The 17691-nt window shown below is 40.7% G+C and carries 15 protein-coding genes; 7 read left to right on the forward strand and 8 right to left on the reverse strand.

The features are described 5' to 3' along the window. Nucleotides 1–53 precede the first annotated feature (53 nt). Both ACWHAR_RS16615 and ACWHAR_RS16620 read right to left on the reverse strand, forming a co-directional pair. Nucleotides 54–1124 carry an iron-containing alcohol dehydrogenase family protein gene (locus ACWHAR_RS16615; RefSeq protein WP_032872696.1) on the reverse strand — a complete coding sequence of 357 codons (1071 nt, stop codon included), beginning with the start codon at nt 1122–1124 and terminating at the stop codon, nt 54–56. Between the two features lie 71 nt (nt 1125–1195). Beyond that, nucleotides 1196–1666: a helix-turn-helix transcriptional regulator gene (locus ACWHAR_RS16620; protein WP_016936884.1), complete on the reverse strand. Its 471-nt coding sequence runs from the start codon at nt 1664–1666 to the stop codon at nt 1196–1198. Between the two features lie 191 nt (nt 1667–1857). On the opposite strand from ACWHAR_RS16620, the gene ACWHAR_RS16625 reads away from it, so the two are divergent. Continuing rightward, the gene (locus ACWHAR_RS16625) at nt 1858–3849 is read left to right on the forward strand and encodes an ADP-ribosyltransferase (protein ID WP_032872823.1); all 1992 of its coding nucleotides are present in this window, start codon (nt 1858–1860) and stop codon (nt 3847–3849) included. Nucleotides 3850–3859: 10 nt separating this feature from the next. After that, nucleotides 3860–4861, forward strand: a complete 1002-nt coding sequence (locus ACWHAR_RS16630) for an ADP-ribosylglycohydrolase family protein (protein WP_032872694.1) — start codon at nt 3860–3862, stop codon at nt 4859–4861. 660 nt (nt 4862–5521) lie between these two features. On the opposite strand, the gene ACWHAR_RS16635 is transcribed toward ACWHAR_RS16630, so the two are convergent. Together ACWHAR_RS16635 and ACWHAR_RS16640 are read right to left on the reverse strand one after the other, a co-directional pair. Continuing rightward, nucleotides 5522–6583: a DNA sulfur modification protein DndB gene (locus ACWHAR_RS16635; protein ID WP_223204440.1), complete on the reverse strand. Its 1062-nt coding sequence runs from the start codon at nt 6581–6583 to the stop codon at nt 5522–5524. Nucleotides 6584–6599: 16 nt separating this feature from the next. After that, a complete protein-coding gene (locus tag ACWHAR_RS16640) occupies nt 6600–7658 on the reverse strand; it encodes a DNA sulfur modification protein DndB (protein ID WP_032872692.1) in 1059 nt (352 codons plus the stop codon). Nucleotides 7659–7891: 233 nt separating this feature from the next. On the opposite strand from ACWHAR_RS16640, the gene ACWHAR_RS16645 reads away from it, so the two are divergent. The 3 genes from ACWHAR_RS16645 (at nt 7892) to hpaB (ending at nt 12161) form a co-directional block, all read left to right on the forward strand. Next, nucleotides 7892–10066 carry a glycoside hydrolase domain-containing protein gene (locus ACWHAR_RS16645; protein ID WP_032872691.1) on the forward strand — a complete coding sequence of 725 codons (2175 nt, stop codon included), beginning with the start codon at nt 7892–7894 and terminating at the stop codon, nt 10064–10066. Between the two features lie 72 nt (nt 10067–10138). Further along, nucleotides 10139–10564 carry a hypothetical protein gene (locus tag ACWHAR_RS16650; protein WP_032872688.1) on the forward strand — a complete coding sequence of 142 codons (426 nt, stop codon included), beginning with the start codon at nt 10139–10141 and terminating at the stop codon, nt 10562–10564. A gap of 151 nt (nt 10565–10715) precedes the next feature. Further along, complete coding sequence (gene hpaB, locus ACWHAR_RS16655; protein WP_032872686.1) at nt 10716–12161, forward strand: 4-hydroxyphenylacetate 3-monooxygenase, oxygenase component; 1446 nt, start codon at nt 10716–10718, stop codon at nt 12159–12161. A 55-nt stretch (nt 12162–12216) separates the two neighbouring features. Here hpaB and ACWHAR_RS16660 read toward each other — a convergent pair whose 3' ends face one another. Then, nucleotides 12217–12459, reverse strand: a complete 243-nt coding sequence (locus ACWHAR_RS16660) for a DUF2651 family protein (protein ID WP_007408994.1) — start codon at nt 12457–12459, stop codon at nt 12217–12219. Nucleotides 12460–12793: 334 nt separating this feature from the next. Between ACWHAR_RS16660 and glpT the strand changes: the two genes are divergently transcribed. Together glpT and ACWHAR_RS16670 are read left to right on the forward strand one after the other, a co-directional pair. Beyond that, nucleotides 12794–14128: a glycerol-3-phosphate transporter gene (gene glpT / locus ACWHAR_RS16665; protein ID WP_003156725.1), complete on the forward strand. Its 1335-nt coding sequence runs from the start codon at nt 12794–12796 to the stop codon at nt 14126–14128. A gap of 95 nt (nt 14129–14223) precedes the next feature. After that, entirely contained in the window at nt 14224–15111 is an 888-nt protein-coding gene (locus tag ACWHAR_RS16670; protein WP_032872683.1) for a glycerophosphodiester phosphodiesterase, read from the forward strand. Nucleotides 15112–15292: 181 nt separating this feature from the next. Here the strand turns inward: ACWHAR_RS16670 and ACWHAR_RS16675 are convergent, their stop codons facing one another. The 3 genes from ACWHAR_RS16675 to ACWHAR_RS16685 form a co-directional block, all read right to left on the reverse strand. After that, nucleotides 15293–15541 carry a DUF2651 family protein gene (locus tag ACWHAR_RS16675; protein ID WP_032872681.1) on the reverse strand — a complete coding sequence of 83 codons (249 nt, stop codon included), beginning with the start codon at nt 15539–15541 and terminating at the stop codon, nt 15293–15295. Between the two features lie 67 nt (nt 15542–15608). Further along, entirely contained in the window at nt 15609–16817 is a 1209-nt protein-coding gene (locus tag ACWHAR_RS16680; protein ID WP_032872678.1) for a hypothetical protein, read from the reverse strand. 64 nt (nt 16818–16881) lie between these two features. Next, complete coding sequence (locus tag ACWHAR_RS16685) at nt 16882–17622, reverse strand: hypothetical protein (protein WP_032872676.1); 741 nt, start codon at nt 17620–17622, stop codon at nt 16882–16884. Nucleotides 17623–17691 lie beyond the last annotated feature (69 nt).

The raw sequence follows: 17691 nt of genomic DNA on the forward strand, positions 1-17691 counted from the left end.
CCACTCATTATAACGGAAATATTCAAAAAATAAAGACAAGATAGATGACAGCTCTATCCTGTCTTTTGCGCTGATTCGAGCGATTCAATCGCAGCTGACACGTCCTTCTCGCGATATTGTCCCATTAAGCATAACGATTCTTCCGCCCGGCAGGCGTGAGAAGCAATACAGAGCTTGGCTTCCTCATGATTGTCAAGGATGCCGAGATCATAGAGACTGACGGGGAAACCGAGCCGGCGGTAAAACGGAAGCAGCTCTTCAATCTCAGGTCTCCGATTCTCAAGCGCGAGCTGCACCAATATGCCGTAAGCAACCTTCTGGCCATGCAGCACCTGATGTGTCTCCTGAAGAAAACTGAGTCCGTTGTGGACCGCATGCGCCCCTGCCATCCTGCACAAACGGCCGCCATACCCGCCGACCGTTCCCGCAAGCATAATGATCGTTTCCGCCGTATGGATAAACGGCACGGACAGCTCGCCTTTCTCCATGCTTCCGACGGCCGCTTCACTGTAACGCAATAACAGATTACGGATATATTCCGCCTGCCTCAGCCCCGCCTGCGCCATCAGCGGCGCCGCCTCCTCCGTATTTCTGATGACCGCCTCAGCCTCATACCATTTCGCCAGCGTATCACCGATCCCGCTTTTCATATATTCAATGGGAGAGAAAAGCAAAAACAGCGGATCAACAAGCGTCAAATAGCTTGAACGCTTATGATAATCAACTCTGATAAAATTGCCTCTCTCATCATATATGACACTCAACGGTGTACTTGCCGCACACGTCCCCGCAATGGAAGGAACCATCACAGCCTCTATATCAAGCCGGTCTGCCGCCGCTTTTGCCATATCCAAAATCGTGCCGCCTCCGATACCGATGATCACATCCGCGTCTTCCGCCTGCTCACAGACCTTACGCACCGCCTCAGGTGAACAGTATCCTTTATGCTGAATCACATCCCAGGAAGAACCGCCGCTGTAATCGGAGAACGCCTGATAGGATTTGATTCCGGTCACAATAACGGGTTTTCTGAATGTCTCCAGCAGCCCCGGAAGTTCTTTTGCGATTCCTTCCTTGCATATGTACTGATTCGGGCCGCTTCGGACGATATCTTCAGGCTTCATTCGAATCTCTCCTTTGGCTGAAATTTATATATATTTTCCCACTTGTCAGAAAATACATCAACCGGAGGTGCTCAGCGCTTCGCTTCTTCCGCCTCCAAAAACAGCTCATCAAGCCGCTCCAAAGCCTCTGCCTTTTCAAAACTGCTGAACCACAGATCATCATAGGAATCAAGGATGCGGTAATGGTGGGAAATCAAATGCTGCTGCAAGCGGAACTCGCCTTTTTTCTCGATGGTTTTCCACCACACCTTGCCGCCCATCGTCTTCCCCTTCGGCCTGTCAATTGTGCGATGGGCAACCGCTTCAATGACCTCCAGCGGATCATCTCCTAATACGGATTGCAGTGTTTCACTTGATCTGAAAAGCGCGCAAACCGCCACAACGTGCGGCCATTCCGCAAGCGCCCGCCCTTTCTCAATCTGCACCAGCGCCTTTTTGGAAAGACCGATCACATCCGCCATTTTCTCCTGTGTGTAGCCTCTCTCCGACCGGATTTTCTTCAGCTGGACTGAGACAAGCTCAGTCATATAATCTTGATCCATCTCAACCTCCATATTTATCAATATAGCCATTTTACACCGGGGCACGCCTTTTTTATATCGGTACATTTTTAAATGAATCAAAAGAATCGGTAAAAAAGTACCCTTTTCCTCTTTTTCTCAATTTACGAACAGAAATTGGCATCTTCATGGTAAAATACGGTCGGAGAAAATCAGGCGAAAGGACACTGTATATGAAATTACTCGAAACCAATACTCTCATTCAATCAGCAAACAGCCGTCTGAAAGCTTATCAAAAAACGAAAGATGACATGATTGCTTTAAAACAGCAGTTTCACGGCATTGCAAATACGGACGCCATGTCAGGAAAAGGCGCGGACGCCATTAAAGCCTTCTATACTGAACAGGCCGCCGGAGCAGAGCTTTGGCTTGATCTCTGCGACATGAAAATTACTTTTTTCAAAAGCATCCCAAGAGAAATAGAACAGGCGGGCTTCGGCCGGCATGACTTGCTGGAAGAATCGTTTCTTGATAGTGAGCTTAAGCATGCCGGGCAAAGAGCTTACCATATCATTGATGGCCAGCATGATGAGATCAGCCGAATTTTAGGATCAATTGACGACATTTTGTCCTTATCACCGTTTGACAAATCTTCGGTTACCGGCAAACTTGATGCCTCCGATCACAAAAAACGGCAAACAGCAGAACACTTACATAAACTCGACGCAAAACTGGTTCACGAGTACGCTCAATCTGAAGCGCTTGAACACGAAGTTGAAGCCTTCTTCCGGACGCTGGCCGACTTAACAAGTAAAGCAGGCGGTCCGCAATCTTTTAACGCCAAAGCATTTCACGATACTGACGTATATAAAAGAAAAGACAGCATACAAAAACAAGCCCATCAATACATCAAAATGAAACAGCAGGAAGAAACCGCCTTTTTACAGAAAAAACTGGACCGCATTTCTGACCCGGATGAATATATAAACATTGCAGAAAAACTCGGGGCTGACAACATGAGCGCCGAACAATTACAATATTACTCAAGCCTCGTCCAGCTAAAAGCCATGCGCCAAGCCGGACAAATGCTCGTCGACGGGGCAAAAGGCATTACGCTTGGGATATGGGATGCAGGAAAAGACACCGTCATTGGCGCTTACGATTTCGCAATCTGGCTGCAAAGAGCACAAGGACACGCAGGAACAATAGAACAGGCCAAAGCCGGACAAGAACTCATCGGCGCCATTTACAATGCACCGGAAACATTCGATTATATGGTTCAATCCTTCAAAACTTCATGGAATGAAAACATCATTCACGGTGACACCTACAGCCGCACCCACTATATCGCTTACGCTGCTGTCTCCCTCTTAGGAGCAAAAGGCGCCGGAGAAGTTACCGGAGTGACAAGGGTCGGGAGATTTGTGACGAAGGAAGCAAAGACCTTTATTGCGGATCAGAAAAAAGTAGCAGCTGGAATTTACACAAAAGGAAAAAGCTCGATTTCTCAACCCTGGAAGCCTGCGCTTGCCGGAATTGGAAAATCACCTTCTCCGGCGGGGAAAGCAATTGATGTGAAGCAGGAGACCTTATTAAATTTTAACGGGTCCTTCAGGGACAAAAGGGATCTGGATATAAGTGAAACAAGTCCTCGAAAAATAGATAATCTAGAACAGGCACATATTTGGGGAGAAAAACATTATGACAAATGGATAAATTCTCTTACTGCGGAAGAAAAACAAGCTCTAATTGATTATACCGGAGACTATTATGAAGATATCAATGCGTATTTGCGGGGCGTTAATAGCTCATTAAATGGAATTAATCCTACAAAAATTACTGATATTCATAGTGCGCTGGAAAAGGCAAAAATCCCCGAAGACATTGTTGTTTATCGCGGTACAGACTTAATTGCTTTAAGAAAGATCCTGCCTAGAGACGAAGTGCTGACAGAAGGGCTCATAAATAATTTAGTTGGGCAGAGAATAAAAGACGATGCTTTCATGAGCACTGCCCTCCTTAAGGAATCAGCTTTTGATTATAAGAAAGTTTCCTATTCCATCAATGTTCCTAAAGGAACTAACGGAGCCTATATTGCGAAAGTAAGCCACTTTCCAGAAGAGGCAGAGATTCTTTTAAACTCCGGACATGAGATGATTATTAGAGATGCTAAACTCGATGCAGATGAAAAAATACATTTAGTATTAGATTTAATTAAAAAGTAGGTGCAAACCAATGAGAAGAAAAATGAAAGACAGATGGAACGACGATGACCGTATTTACCTAGGCTTATCTATAAAAGAGAAACTTTTCCCAACGATATTGGGAGGTATTGTCGGGGATGCACTGGGTGTACCCGTGGAATTCAAGGACAGGAATTTAGAAGTAAACGGCATGACCGGATACGGTACTTACAATCAGCCCCCGGGGACGTGGTCAGATGATTCATCATTGACATTATGCTTGATAGAAAATTTAATTGAGGAAAATGGCGAAATTGAATTGATGGAAAAATTCACCTCATACCGGGAAGATGGTTATTGGACACCGCACGGCCATATGTTTGATATCGGTCGAACAACTGATGAAGCCATTGAGCGCTTTTTAAAAGAGAAAAACGTTCGTCAATGCGGCGGAATCACTGAGTTTGATAACGGCAACGGCGCGTTAATGCGCATTTCTCCTTTAGTTTTTATCTTATGCAATGAAAAAGACTTCACGACAAGAAAAAGGGAAATTGAACGGTGGGCGGAATTAACACATGCGCATCCAAGATCTACACTAGCCTGTATTGTTTATATACAATTTCTCATCCATTTATTTAATAATAATACTCCAGCTCGGGCTTTTGAACGAGCAACAGAAACCTGCAGGTCAGAACTATCCAAGGATATAAAATATAGAGATGAATTGGTATGTTACAGACGCGTGTTTGATCAATCTATTTTAGATGCGAAAAAAGAAGATATTATCTCTGACGGCTATGTTGTGCATTCTCTTGAGGCTGCATTGTGGTGTTTCTTTAAACATACAAACTATAGGGATGCAGTCTTAGAAGCAGTTAACCTGGGAGGAGATACAGATACTATCGCTTTTCTTACAGGTACGTTAGCCGGCATGTGCTATGAGATCAATAGTATTCCAGAAGAGTGGATTAATAGACTGACAAGAAAACAAGATATTTTAGACCTATGTGAAAGATTTTTTCAATATTGTTATAAGAGAGCGGCTCAATAGATTTAAGCAATAAACAGATCGTGGTGAAACTGCCCCCTACTATGAGACAAACAAAAACACTTTCAAATTTGAAAACGGATCAATAAATTGTGGAGCTATTTTTTCTATGGAGTTGAAGTCAAACAAAAGGCTGACGAGAGGAGACTAAGGGCGGGCTTATGAAAAAGATTATGCAGAATTGAGTATTGATAAGCAGGTTCAACATGGGTCAAATAATAAAGCTAAAATACACACAGATTCACACAGCCTGTTTCGAAAGCAATACACTTACAAAAAAGGTCCAGCGTATTCCTCCGAATCAGAGAAACTACAGACAGAAAATCTTTATCTAAACTAAACAACTAGCTGCCGGTCATATACCGACAGCTGGCTGCTTAAAAGCATTTTGATCCCCGTCACAAAAACAGGGATCAGTCTCCTATTGACGATCTGTTTTTTATTCTTCACCCGGGCTCTATGCTTTCATGCTTGCATGACTGTAACAGCAACAACTTAAGGAATACTCTACATTATCCCGTTGTGATGATATTGATAGAAAGAAAATTACAGGACATTAACAACCCGAACTAATTGAAACCATATATGCAAAACAAAAATGTAAAAGGTTATTAAAATAAAGTATGGCTAAGTGTAAAAAAACTTGTATATCTTACAATTAAATTAGTCTAGTTGTGTTTTTAGAATTTCTAATATACCATCATATTGCCTATCAATAAAAGTCTTAAACCCTTTTTTATTTCCAGATCTGCTGTCAATCATGAATTCCGTGAAATGAGTATTTTTTATGGTCCAATCAAATTCCCCCAATTTTTCAACTTCCTGTTCCCAACAATCCTTCCACCCTATAACGTTTATTGATTCAATCATAATTAATTCATGTAAATATAGCGCTATTGCATTTTGCAAAGCTTCATGTCCCAATGTATATTTAGTTACATCTCCTAACTGATCAGGTAATATCTCAAAAAAAACATCGAAAAATTTATTTAAGAAGCTTAATACATCATCATAATTATCTTTTAAGATCTGTTCGTTTGTTTTACTCAACTTAGCCTTACCAAATAAAAGTAAAGTCAGAAAAGTATTCAAACGTGCACTCGTGCTAAATAACTTACTCCCTGGTCTCACTATTCTACTTTTTTCGAATTCTACACCAGCAACTTGTAGGGATTTGTTAATTTGATATATGTCTCTAATAAGTACTCTCATAACCTCTCTTGTATCATATTTCGAGATTAATGACATAGAAACTCTTTTTGCGTTTGAATTTATGTCTACAAAAACATTCTTTTGATCTTTATCAGATAAACCAAAGTAGATCTGAGCACTAACTATACTGTTTAATACTTGTTCTTTCCTTTCAGTATCAACTATAGTTTTTAAAAGATATTCCATTCCTTTTATTCTATGTTGTCCATCAATGACTCTTAACTTAAAACCTTGTGGCAATACTAATTCTTTAGTGCTTCTATCATAAAAATTAATAGGGTCTCCTTTAAACACCAGGACAAAAGAAGGCAAAAATATTCCAATACCAGAGTCATACGAATCAATATATTTGGCAAGTGAGCTTAGCCGAGAATAATTAATGTCTCTATTGACTCTATTATCAATCTCGTAAATGTCCAACAAATCTCTAACTGATAGCTGGGTAGTCATAATGCCTTTATTTTTTCCATTTATTAAATTAATAAGACCTTTTAACCTTTTTTCGAACACCATCAAAGCCCCTTTCTCCCTACACTTTTTGTAGCAACATATTGGTAATTCGAATTGCTGTTCTTGTTCCAACCGTGAATCTGTATTTATTTGTTTTTGGATTAAAAGGGATTCCTAATTGTTTGAGTTCTTTATTTTTATGTGTCCAGTCAACATTTGAAAAAATACTTAAAAAGAAAGTTTCCATATTAAAGTCATTATTGTTTTCTCTCAGGGAGTATATACATCTTGCAATACCCTGTAGCACATAAGGATTCAAGATGAAATATTTGTCTCTATCTAAAGCCTGTGAGGGTGCATACTTAAGCAAAAGCGTTAAGAAGTCCTCTAACCTTTTTTTATATTCAGGAAAGTTTTCTTTATTTATCTTTGAGGTATTATTTTTCACTTGTAGGGTACCGTCATTTAAAGCTAAACCAATATTGTATAGAGTAGATGCGGTCATAAGTTTAGTAGTTGTTCTTTGAGCACGTATTTCAAATTTATCAGGAGAAATAGATGGATGATCATTAATTATTTCTTTAACAATTTTTCCATTTAAATCATTATCTTTATACATTATTAACAAGGTGTTACTTACTTTCGAAGATTTAGTATTAACATCAGTAAACAGTTGCCTTTCTTGTTTTTTATTTAAGTCTGAATAAATCTGAATTGTTAATGGGAATTCGTTTATATACTCAAGCTTTTTTGGATCAGCACCATTAACTTCTATCCTCTTTTTCAACGTTTTGAACGCTTCAATTCTGTGCTGACCATCCAGTATCACCATTTTCTCACCATTATGTAAATGAAACTGGCTTTTATCATGTTCAAACTTCCCTTTACCTCTCGCAGAAAAAATCAGTGGAGGAAAATAGATATCATTGCCCTCCATTCCGTATTGTATATATTTACTTATATTAGAAACCTGTTTTTCTGCTATTTCTCTTTGAACACTTTTATCTACATCCAAAAATTTAAGTATGTAATCAACTGTACATTGACATGAAATCACATCGTAACCAAATTGCTTTCCTTTTAATCCAAACATTGTTATAAAGTTACTTTCAGGTTCAACCAATATTCTTAGACTCATGCCGTCACTCCTTTGTATTTCAATGTTATCTATGTGTTTAAATTTATTATAGATTAAACATTCAGATAAATAAAGGGATATTTATATGTTTTTTACTTTAATTACCCTATATACCTGATAACCTTCCTATTCCTATATAAATTACTCATCTTTATACCTTTACAATCACTTTTTCTCGTCATACGTTTGCCACCTATGAATGAACGCACACTACACCTAATGGAGGGATTGCAATGGACGAAATGGTCCTGGAAACACAACAATGGCTGAATGAAACGTACAAAGGCAGACACGGGTACAACAAAGTGCCGGAAAACGGAAAAACGGGCTGGGATACCATTTACGGTCTGACACGGGCGCTTCAAATTGAGCTTGGTATTTCAGAACCTGCCGATAACTTCGGCCCAACGACACAAAGATTGTTTAAGCCGTTGAAAAAGCAGGCTCCCGATTCTAAGCCGACAAACATGAATTACATTCTGCAAGGGGCGCTGTGGTGTAAAGGTTTTAACCCCGGCGGATTTTCAGGCGTTTTCTATGAAAATACCGAAAATGCTGTAAAAGAGTTTCAAAAAGCGGCCGGGCTCACTAAGCAAGACGGCATCGTCACGGCACTCATTATGAAGGCCTTGCTGGATATGAGCGCTTTTCGGTTAGTAGCGGGAGGCGACAAAAAAATCCGCCAAATCCAGCAGAACCTGAACCGGGATTACAATGACTACATCGGCTTGATGCCTTGTGACGGCTTATATGCCCGCGATACAAACAAGGCTCTCATTTATGCCCTGCAAAAAGAAGAAGGCATGAGCACAAGCGTCGCCAATGGATTTTTCGGAAACGGAACGACCAGCTTATGTCCTACCTTGACTCCCGGCGATTCACGGACAGGCTTTGTTTTGATTGTTCAATACGCGCTTTACTGTAATGGGAAATCATTTGACCCCGGTGAATTCGACGGAAAATACGGCGTCGGCGTTGTATCGGCAGTGAAAGCTTTCCAAAAGTTTATGTGCCTGCCGCAGACTGGTTATGCGGACATGCCGACGATTAAAGCTTTATTATCAAGCTCAGGCGACACAACCCGTGCTGCTTCAGCTTGTGACACCGCTTCCATTTTGACGGCAGATACGGCCAAAACTTTGCGTGAGAATGGCTATAAGATCGTGGGAAGATATCTGACCGGGAATGTGCGGACAAGCAGCGGACTGACATCGAAAGCATTAACGTCAAAAGAACTCTCCACTATTTTCAATGCCGGCTTAAGCGTGTTTCCGATTTATCAGGACGGCGGCTATGAATCTTCTTATTTTGTAAAAGACCAAGGAACGAGAGATGCGTACAGCGCTGCATCAGCCGCCCGAAGATTAGGCTTTCCGTCAGGAACGACCATTTACTTTGCCGTCGATTTCGATGCGTATGATTATGAAGTCACGGATAAAATCATCCCTTACTTTCAAGAAATCAAGTCAGCTTTTATGAAAATGCAGGCGTTCTCAACTGCGCCGAAATATGAAATCGGGGTATACGGACCGAGAAACATTTGTATCCGGACGTCAGAAGCAGGTCTGACCAAATATAGTTTTACGGCTAACATGTCGACCGGATTCAGCGGCAACCTCGGATACCCGATGCCGAAAAACTGGGCTTTTGATCAATTTTATGAAGGAACGATCGGAAGCGGAGCGGGAAAAGTCGCCATTGACAAAGACGGATACTCCGGAAAAGACTCGGGTGCAAGCAGCGTCCATCCGCCTTCTGATCCTGTGTATGATGCAAGACTGCGCACACTGACGGACATTTTAACAACCATTCCTGCTTTAGAAAATATATCGAATCTTGCGAATGCCATGTTTGAATTCGACAAGACAGAAACCATTTATACATCACCTGAAATGGATATTCTTTTATCTACTTCACTTTTGGCAACAGTGCCAAGCGAAGGTTCTCCCAACACAGTTACCATTACAAATGGCAAACCGGGAGCTTATATTACCGGTCTGATGGGAGATTCACAAGTCTCTTTTACAGCATCACAAATTGATTCCTATCAAAACCTGCTTAACAGTCTGAGCTTGTCAGTCCGCAACGGTTATTTAGAAGTGTATGTCAATCCGGCTGCGGGATCGCTGAATATTCAATTTAAAATTTATACACCTGATATTCCGGTCGGTGACAGTGCTACAACTGGACTAACAACTACCATTACATTTAAAATAAAACAAAAGAGCTTCAGGTTGCCGGATTCCGAAGAGGTGTACTCCCCGGATTGGGATTCTGTCGTGAATACCATGGCTATTGCAGGCGCAGGAATTATTGTTATTGTAGGGATCGGTGCTTTAGTCGTTTTAGCACCTGAATTAGGAGGAGCTGCAGCCTTGTTCAGCACGGTTTTATCACTATTTCTATAATTGAACAGGCAGCTCCTTGCTCCAGGAATGCTCAATGAGTATTCTTGGAGTTATTTCTAAAGGAGGATTCGCATGAAGATTGATATGCAGATATACAAGGAAACCGTTCAAAAAATAGAAACCGATTTGATTCCGCGAAGTCAAAATGACGAAGAACTGCTTACATACTTAATGAAACAAGATTCGCTCACACTGAATCAAATGAAAATGTGTTTCACTGAACCGCCCCTCACCTTTCAACATACTGTCAAAATTGTATGTACAGTCACATTCATCACGTTATATATCTTTTTTTTCAGCACTCATTTTAATGATTTGATTGAAATGGCTCTGCAGATGGTTTTCGGTCTGGCCGGCCTTGTTTGGATTATTGCTGTATTTCCGTTTTCAAGAAAAATCCAAGTGTCTGACCGTTTCAGACAAAAATCTGAAAACACCCGTATCACCGGAATGATAGACTTCGTCCTCGAACAACGATACAAAGACATGATCAGTTAAAAACCCCCTCTGCTTAAGGGGTTTTTTTATTATGCAAACCCTTCACCCCCCTTATCAGAAAAGGCTCTTCCCCTTTGGAAATAACCGGAACACCCAATTTCGTTTTCAATATAATGAGGTAGTGGATCTGCAAAGAAAGAAGGGCGACATGATGGGTATCATTAATGGAAAAATGTTCATTGACCGATTAAATCAGCTTGGAAATGAGATTTGGCTCGATGGTGAAAAGATCGAGGGACAGATTTCTGAACATCCCGCATTTAAGGGCCTTCTGGAAACGAAGCGCTCTCTTTATGATTTGCAAACGAAACCGGACATGAAAGATCAAATGACTTACAGTCTTCCCGGTAAAAAAGAACGGGCCGGGCTTTCATACCTGCAGCCGAAAACGAAAGATGACGTAAAAAGAAGAAGAAACATGTTCGAACATTGGGCCAGACACACGCACGGAATGATGGGTCGAAGCCCAGATTATATGAATACCGTGCTGATGAGCTTCGCCTCCTCCGCCGCGCTTTTGAAAGACCGCGAGCATTGTTTTCCGGAACATGTTCAAGCGCTGTACGAACGCGCTGCTGCACAGGATCTTTCTTTTACGCACACGTTTATCACCCCTCAGGTGAATCGTTCACAAATGGGTGTAAACGTATCGCCGACACCTATCTCGGCAAAAGTCGTCGATAAAAATGAAAAAGGCCTCATCATACACGGCGCCCGGATTTTAGCCACACAAGGCGGCCTGACGGATGAAGTGCTCGTGGTTTCTCTGCCTAAAATGTATTTTGAATCGGATGAAGCGTTCGCTTTTTCAATCCCTTCCAATACAAAAGGAGTAAAATTCATCTGCAGGGAATCTTTCGTACTCGGAAAATCAGCGTTTGATTATCCGCTCAGCTCAAGATATGAAGAAATGGATTCTATCGTTGTATTTGATCACGTTTTGGTCCCTTGGGAACGCGTATTCTTTTATAATAATTATGAGGCGGCTTTTGATTTTAATATGAAAAGCTCTTTTAACGCCTTCGCATTTCATCAAGTTATCACGAGACAAATTGTAAAAACGGAGTTTCTCCTGGGCCTCGCCCAAACGCTTGTCGAAGCGATAGATGTGGGCGAATATCAGCATATTCAGGCTAAGATGGCTGAAATCATCACCGGTCTGGAAACGATGAAAGCCCTTTTGGAAAAGTCGGAGAATGATGCGGAAACAGATGAATGGGGTTATATGCGTCCGAGTGTCACTCCGCTTCGTGTGGTCAGCGCGATTTTTCCTGACATCTACCCGCGCTTCACGGAAATCATTCAGCTGATCGGGGCAAGCGGAATGGTGACTTTGCCGACTGAAAAAGCGTTCCGTTCTGACATCAGAGGAGACCTTGACCAATATTTGCAGGCGGCCGAATTGAACGCTGAGGACCGGGTAAAAGTGTTCCGCCTCGCATGGGATTTGACCATGAGCCCCTTTGGAACAAGACAGACACAATATGAGCGGTACTTCTTCGGTGATCCCGTCCGCTTAACCAGCCATCTGTACAGAAGCTACCCGAAAGAAGAACAGACCGCGGTCATCAAGGAATTCCTGCACATTCATAAATAAAACAAAGCAGAGAGCGCATCTCTGCTTTTGATAGCTGGATCGGCTGCCGCCGATCCTATTTTTTATTTTGGCTGATCACCACCATCGTAATATGAGATAACGCGAAAGAGACAAGCGTGTACACGACGGCCCACCCGATAAACGAGAAATTCAATACGGTAAAGGTGCATATAAGGCAAACGGCCAAAGCGGCAGCCGGCATAATGAACGCGTTTTTAAACAAATATGTTCCGGCGACTGACAAGATGATGATACAAAGCGGCAGAACACCGAACGCAAAATCCAATTCATCAATCAACAGATGCACTCCCTTCGCTTTTCTTAGTTCGGCCTAACACATCTTATGCCTGAGTACAAAATCGAGTACTTCAAATCTTTCGCGCTCCGGCTGATATTCCCTCCGGTTATTTATTCAAAAAAATGAAAACTTTCCTTAAAGCGTTTACATTCACGTCAGACTGTGATAATTTAAGAAAGCGCTATCATACACAAGTTAATGATTTTTGGATGGAGATGAGGAGAACCAGGAAACCCCGCCCTTTCACAAGGGTGATTTCTGGTTCTTTTTGTCATTTTCAAGGAAAGGAGTCATACATACATCATGATAGACGTTCAGCAAAGGGGAGGATATGATGTTTCAATTGTTTAAGCCGGCTCCGCATATTGAGAGATTGGATGATTCAAAGACGGATGCGGCCTATAAACGGCTCAGGCTGCAAGTATTTTTGGGGATTTTCATCGGGTATGCCGGGTATTATTTGCTTCGCAAAAACTTTGCCTTCGCTATTCCTTATTTTCAGGAACAAGGGTTTTCAAAAGGGGAACTTGGCTTGGTGCTTGCGGCCGTATCAATCGCTTACGGCTTCAGTAAATTTATTATGGGGATGGTGTCTGACCGCTGCAACCCGAGGTATTTCCTTGCGACAGGTCTGTTTTTGTCAGGTGTCGTAAACATTTTATTTGTTTCCATGCCGTGGGTCACGTCAAGCGTGACGATTATGTTCATTTTTATGTTTATTAACGGATGGTTTCAAGGAATGGGCTGGCCGCCTTGCGGACGGACGATGGCTCATTGGTTTTCCATCAGTGAACGCGGAACGAAAATGTCGATATGGAATGTCGCCCATAACATAGGCGGAGGTATTCTCGCCCCGCTCGTGACTCTCGGCATCGCCATGTTTGTCACTTGGAAAAGCGTATTTTTCTTTCCGGCGATTATCGCCATCGTTATTTCATTTGTGATTGTTCTTCTCGTTCGGGACACGCCGCAATCCTGCGGGCTTCCGCCGATTGAAGAATACCGGAATGACTATCCGAAACATGCGTTCAAAGACCAGGAAAAAGAGATGACCACCAAAGAAATTCTTTTTAAATACGTGCTGAATAATAAATTTCTGTGGTATATCGCATTTGCCAATGTCTTTGTTTACTTCGTGCGGTACGGTGTCGTTGACTGGGCGCCGACTTATTTGACGGAAGCGAAAGGATTCTCTCCTGAAGATTCCAGATGGTCTTATTTCCTTTATGAATATGCGGGAATTCCGGGAACGATTTTGTGCGGCTGGATCAGCGATCGTTTTTTCAAAAGCCGCCGCGCGCCGGCAGGCGTACTGTTCATGGCCGGCGTATTTATCGCTGTATTGGTCTACTGGCTTAACCCTGCCGGTCATCCGCTCATCGATAATATCGCGCTGATCAGCATCGGCTTCTTAATCTATGGACCTGTCATGCTGATCGGGCTTCAGGCCATTGACCTTGCGCCTAAAAAAGCGGCGGGAACGGCAGCCGGCTTAACCGGGTTTTTCGGCTACATCGGAGGCTCCGCTTTCGCCAACGCCATCATGGGTTATGTCGTAGACCGCTTTGACTGGAACGGCGGCTTTATCATGCTTATCTCCTCATGCGTGCTGTCCATCGTCTTCTTGGCTATGACGTGGAATACGGGCAAGCGGGCGGAGCATGTGTAAGAAAACAACATAAAAGATTAATATTTTTGCAGTACAGCATTTACAACGATTTTCTACACTAGAGACAGATATTGATTTTTAAGGGGGAAGAAAACATGCGGAAACATAAGTTGTTTGCTTTGGTATTGCTTTTATTCGGTTTATTGTCATTCATCGTCACGCCTGTATCGGCGGCGGGAAAAGGAAACCTTTTGTCTCCTGACAGAATTTTGACCATTGCCCATCGCGGTGCTTCGGGGTATGTCCCGGAGCACACGATCCTTTCTTATGAAACTGCGCAAAAAATGAAGGCTGACTATATTGAGCTGGATTTACAAATGACAAAAGACGGCAAGCTGATCGTCATGCATGATGAAAAACTGGACCGCACCACAAACGGACAAGGCTGGGTGAAGGATCATACATTAGCCGAGATTCAAAAGCTCGACGCCGGCTCTTGGTTCAATAAGGCCTATCCGGAAAAAGCAAAACCGCAATACGCCGGACTCCACGTTCCCACACTTGATGACGTGTTAAAACGGTTCGGCAGACATGCAAACTATTATATTGAAACAAAGGCGCCCGAAACATATCCGGGTATGGAAGAAAAACTGATCGCTTCACTGAAAAAATACAAATTGGCAGGCAAGCATGCGAAACTTGGACAAGTTATCATTCAGTCTTTCAGCAGGGACAGCCTTCTGAAAATCAAACAGCTCGATCCGAAACTTCCCGCCGTCCAATTGCTTGAAGCGGAACAGATGATGTCAATGACTGACGCAGATTTAACGGACATAAAAACATATGCCGTCGGAATCGGACCGGATTACAAAGCGCTGAACGCTCAAAATGTCCGAAACATTCGCAGCCACGGCCTTCTGCTTCACCCTTATACCGTAAACAGCGAGGCGGACATGCGCCGTCTGCTGAATTGGGGCGTAACAGGTGTGTTTACCAACTATGCGGATATATTCCAAAAGGTTAAAAAAGAATACAAATCATAAAGCCAGCATGGGTTCGGAGATGATGCCGAACCCATGTTTTTTTGCCCGATAATGCAAACGCCATCATGGGTTATGTAGCGGGCGGAGCATGTTATTAAAGCTTACATTCACCTTTATATTAATTAAAGGTATCACTGTAATTTTGAATTACCTATGATACCTTACAAACAAAAGGATATAATTATTTATTTCTATTATCTATTTTCGTTCTTACACTATTTGTAATATATGATAATATTAGTGATACTAAACCATAGACAACAACCCATCCCCAAAAGGATAGATTAAAAACAGTAAACATTAGTATGACAGAAATAACTATACTGACAAGCGGCATTATATACACTTTTTTGAAAATATAAGTGAATATAATCGATAAGACGATAATAGAAAGTGGTAAAATACCAAAAGCAAGATCTAGCTCATCCATTATTATTCTCCTTTGTGAATTTAATTTCCCCTTAAGTATACTCACTCAGCTGTCTAGCCATTTATATCTAATCACCCCATACTTCTTTGTTTTTCTTAATCATAAAAAAGTCATATTCAGAAACATGGGTATTGTTAATAATTTTTTCAAGTCCTCTGATAGGAGTAGATTTTAATTTTTTTCCGTTTTTATAAGAGTAAGAATTAATCACATATTTCCCACCCTTGCTTATTTCTAACAAGAAAATTTCAGACTCATCAAAATAAGTGAATTTTGCTTGGTTTTCAAATTTTGTTGATCTATGTAATGGGAGTTTTTTCTTCGGCTCCATACTTTTCAGATCAAAAGTATAAAGTATTGAATTAGCTGCCAAATGATATAAAGTGTCATTTTTCACAAAAAAGTTATTAGTGGAAAGAGGAATTGCCAGTTGAGAAATTTCATCAGGGATATTATAACTGCCTAAAGGATATGCCCCTTTAAACTTATTATGCTTTAAATCAATTTCTGCTACTTTGAATTTTACTTTGTTTGATTTATCCGTTTGGTTATATAGTATAAAAAAGGCTGAGCTTTTTTTAACTATTATCTGTGAATAAACACTCCAATTTTCTTCATTTAATATAGGAATTGTTGTTCCTTTCCCTACTGTAACTGTAACTTTATCTTTATCTATTTTAATACCCTGAAAAGTCGGTGTTTTGATTGAAGAATCTTCATTTATCACGTAAATATATTCACCGTCATTACCAGTACTTGTATAGAAACCCGGAATAATCTTTTCATGAAATCCATTGCTGTTACCCCATCTGATTAAGCTATTATAATGGTTTTTACCGACTTCTTGATTATTCAAAAAATAAAAGATATTTCCTTTTATTAAATGACCCGATGACTGCCCATAACTTGTATGTACTTGATGTTGCATCGGGAATTTTTTGAAGTTATCGCCTATCATATAAACTTCTTTTTTGTCCTGTCTAACTATGTTTTTTTCATCTTGTGCAATGGTTCCAACCTCAATAGCATCTCCTTTTACAGCTGTTGCTGCTCCTTTTTCATCAATATATACAGTGTAACTCCCATCTTTAGGGTAATCTATTGTTGCTGAATAATATATAGCTGCAATTTTATCATTCAAGAAATTCTTTTCTTTTTCTGTTTCAGTTTGTTTAACATCAGAAGCTGAATTAGTATATTTAAATGTTCCAATACATATAAATATACCTATTAATACTATGACCCCAATTATAATAAGCCACTTAATCTTGTTCAAATATAATCTCACTCCTTAAAATAATATGACTCCCTAAATAAACTTAGGGAGTGAACATAATTCATCAAAATGTTTTAATAGTTTTTGTATAATTGGAATCTCTGATGTCTCTTGGATAGACACCCAGACCTTTATCTTTATCCATATCTATACCAGCCTTTAGCTTAAAAGCTGACCATAATAGTTTTGAACAGTTTTTATCACCATAATGACTCGATTTTCTATTTGTTGCAAAATTATATGAATAACCATCCTTCCCAACCCTGCTGTAACCCCAATTTACTGAATTATTTTTTTTAGAACTAGAAACTTTCACATTTTGAATTACAGCATTTTTTTCGACCTTACGTTTCGAGGAAGCTATTGCACGAACACCTTTTTTAGGGACCGATTCGACAATTTGATTTCCCTTATAGTACATACCGACATGTCCATGCGGAAGCCCAAAAGTAGATGCAGGTGTATAGTAAACATTACCTTTAGAGCTTGATCCTATAATTTTTGGCCCGCTATTCTTGCCCATTGTGCTCATTCTATTACTTTTACCTTCTTCTTTATCTAGCTTTTCTTGCTTCTTTAATTCAGTTTTAATTTCCTCTAAGATCTCATTAGATGTTTTATTATCTTGTTTAACTAGATCATTAACAGATTCAATTAATTCTTTTTTCGACAGATTCGGATTCATTTTCAATATGTAGTTTACTGTTTCTGAATTATACGAGTCTACAGCCTTAACACTCGTAAAACCTCCAAATACTAAGGGAGTAATGATGCATAATGTTGCAAAAAATTTTCGCGTTTTCATACTTATTACCTCCAACTATTTATTTAATCTCCTATATTTTAATTTATTATACAATTATTGTAATCCCGA

Source organism: Bacillus sp. LR--39 (genome assembly GCF_053613335.1).

Excerpts from the sequence above, each read along its gene's own strand:
- ACWHAR_RS16615 (WP_032872696.1), bottom strand. The coding sequence starts at position 1,124 with ATGAAGCCTGAAGATATCGTCCGAAGCGGCCCGAATCAGTACATATGC.
- ACWHAR_RS16620 (WP_016936884.1), bottom strand. The coding sequence starts at position 1,666 with ATGGATCAAGATTATATGACTGAGCTTGTCTCAGTCCAGCTGAAGAAA.
- ACWHAR_RS16625 (WP_032872823.1), top strand. The coding sequence starts at position 1,858 with ATGAAATTACTCGAAACCAATACTCTCATTCAATCAGCAAACAGCCGT.
- ACWHAR_RS16630 (WP_032872694.1), top strand. The coding sequence starts at position 3,860 with ATGAGAAGAAAAATGAAAGACAGATGGAACGACGATGACCGTATTTAC.
- ACWHAR_RS16635 (WP_223204440.1), bottom strand. The coding sequence starts at position 6,583 with ATGGTGTTCGAAAAAAGGTTAAAAGGTCTTATTAATTTAATAAATGGA.
- ACWHAR_RS16640 (WP_032872692.1), bottom strand. The coding sequence starts at position 7,658 with ATGAGTCTAAGAATATTGGTTGAACCTGAAAGTAACTTTATAACAATG.
- ACWHAR_RS16645 (WP_032872691.1), top strand. The coding sequence starts at position 7,892 with ATGGACGAAATGGTCCTGGAAACACAACAATGGCTGAATGAAACGTAC.
- ACWHAR_RS16650 (WP_032872688.1), top strand. The coding sequence starts at position 10,139 with ATGAAGATTGATATGCAGATATACAAGGAAACCGTTCAAAAAATAGAA.
- hpaB (WP_032872686.1), top strand. The coding sequence starts at position 10,716 with ATGGGTATCATTAATGGAAAAATGTTCATTGACCGATTAAATCAGCTT.
- glpT (WP_003156725.1), top strand. The coding sequence starts at position 12,794 with ATGTTTCAATTGTTTAAGCCGGCTCCGCATATTGAGAGATTGGATGAT.
- ACWHAR_RS16670 (WP_032872683.1), top strand. The coding sequence starts at position 14,224 with ATGCGGAAACATAAGTTGTTTGCTTTGGTATTGCTTTTATTCGGTTTA.
- ACWHAR_RS16675 (WP_032872681.1), bottom strand. The coding sequence starts at position 15,541 with ATGGATGAGCTAGATCTTGCTTTTGGTATTTTACCACTTTCTATTATC.
- ACWHAR_RS16685 (WP_032872676.1), bottom strand. The coding sequence starts at position 17,622 with ATGAAAACGCGAAAATTTTTTGCAACATTATGCATCATTACTCCCTTA.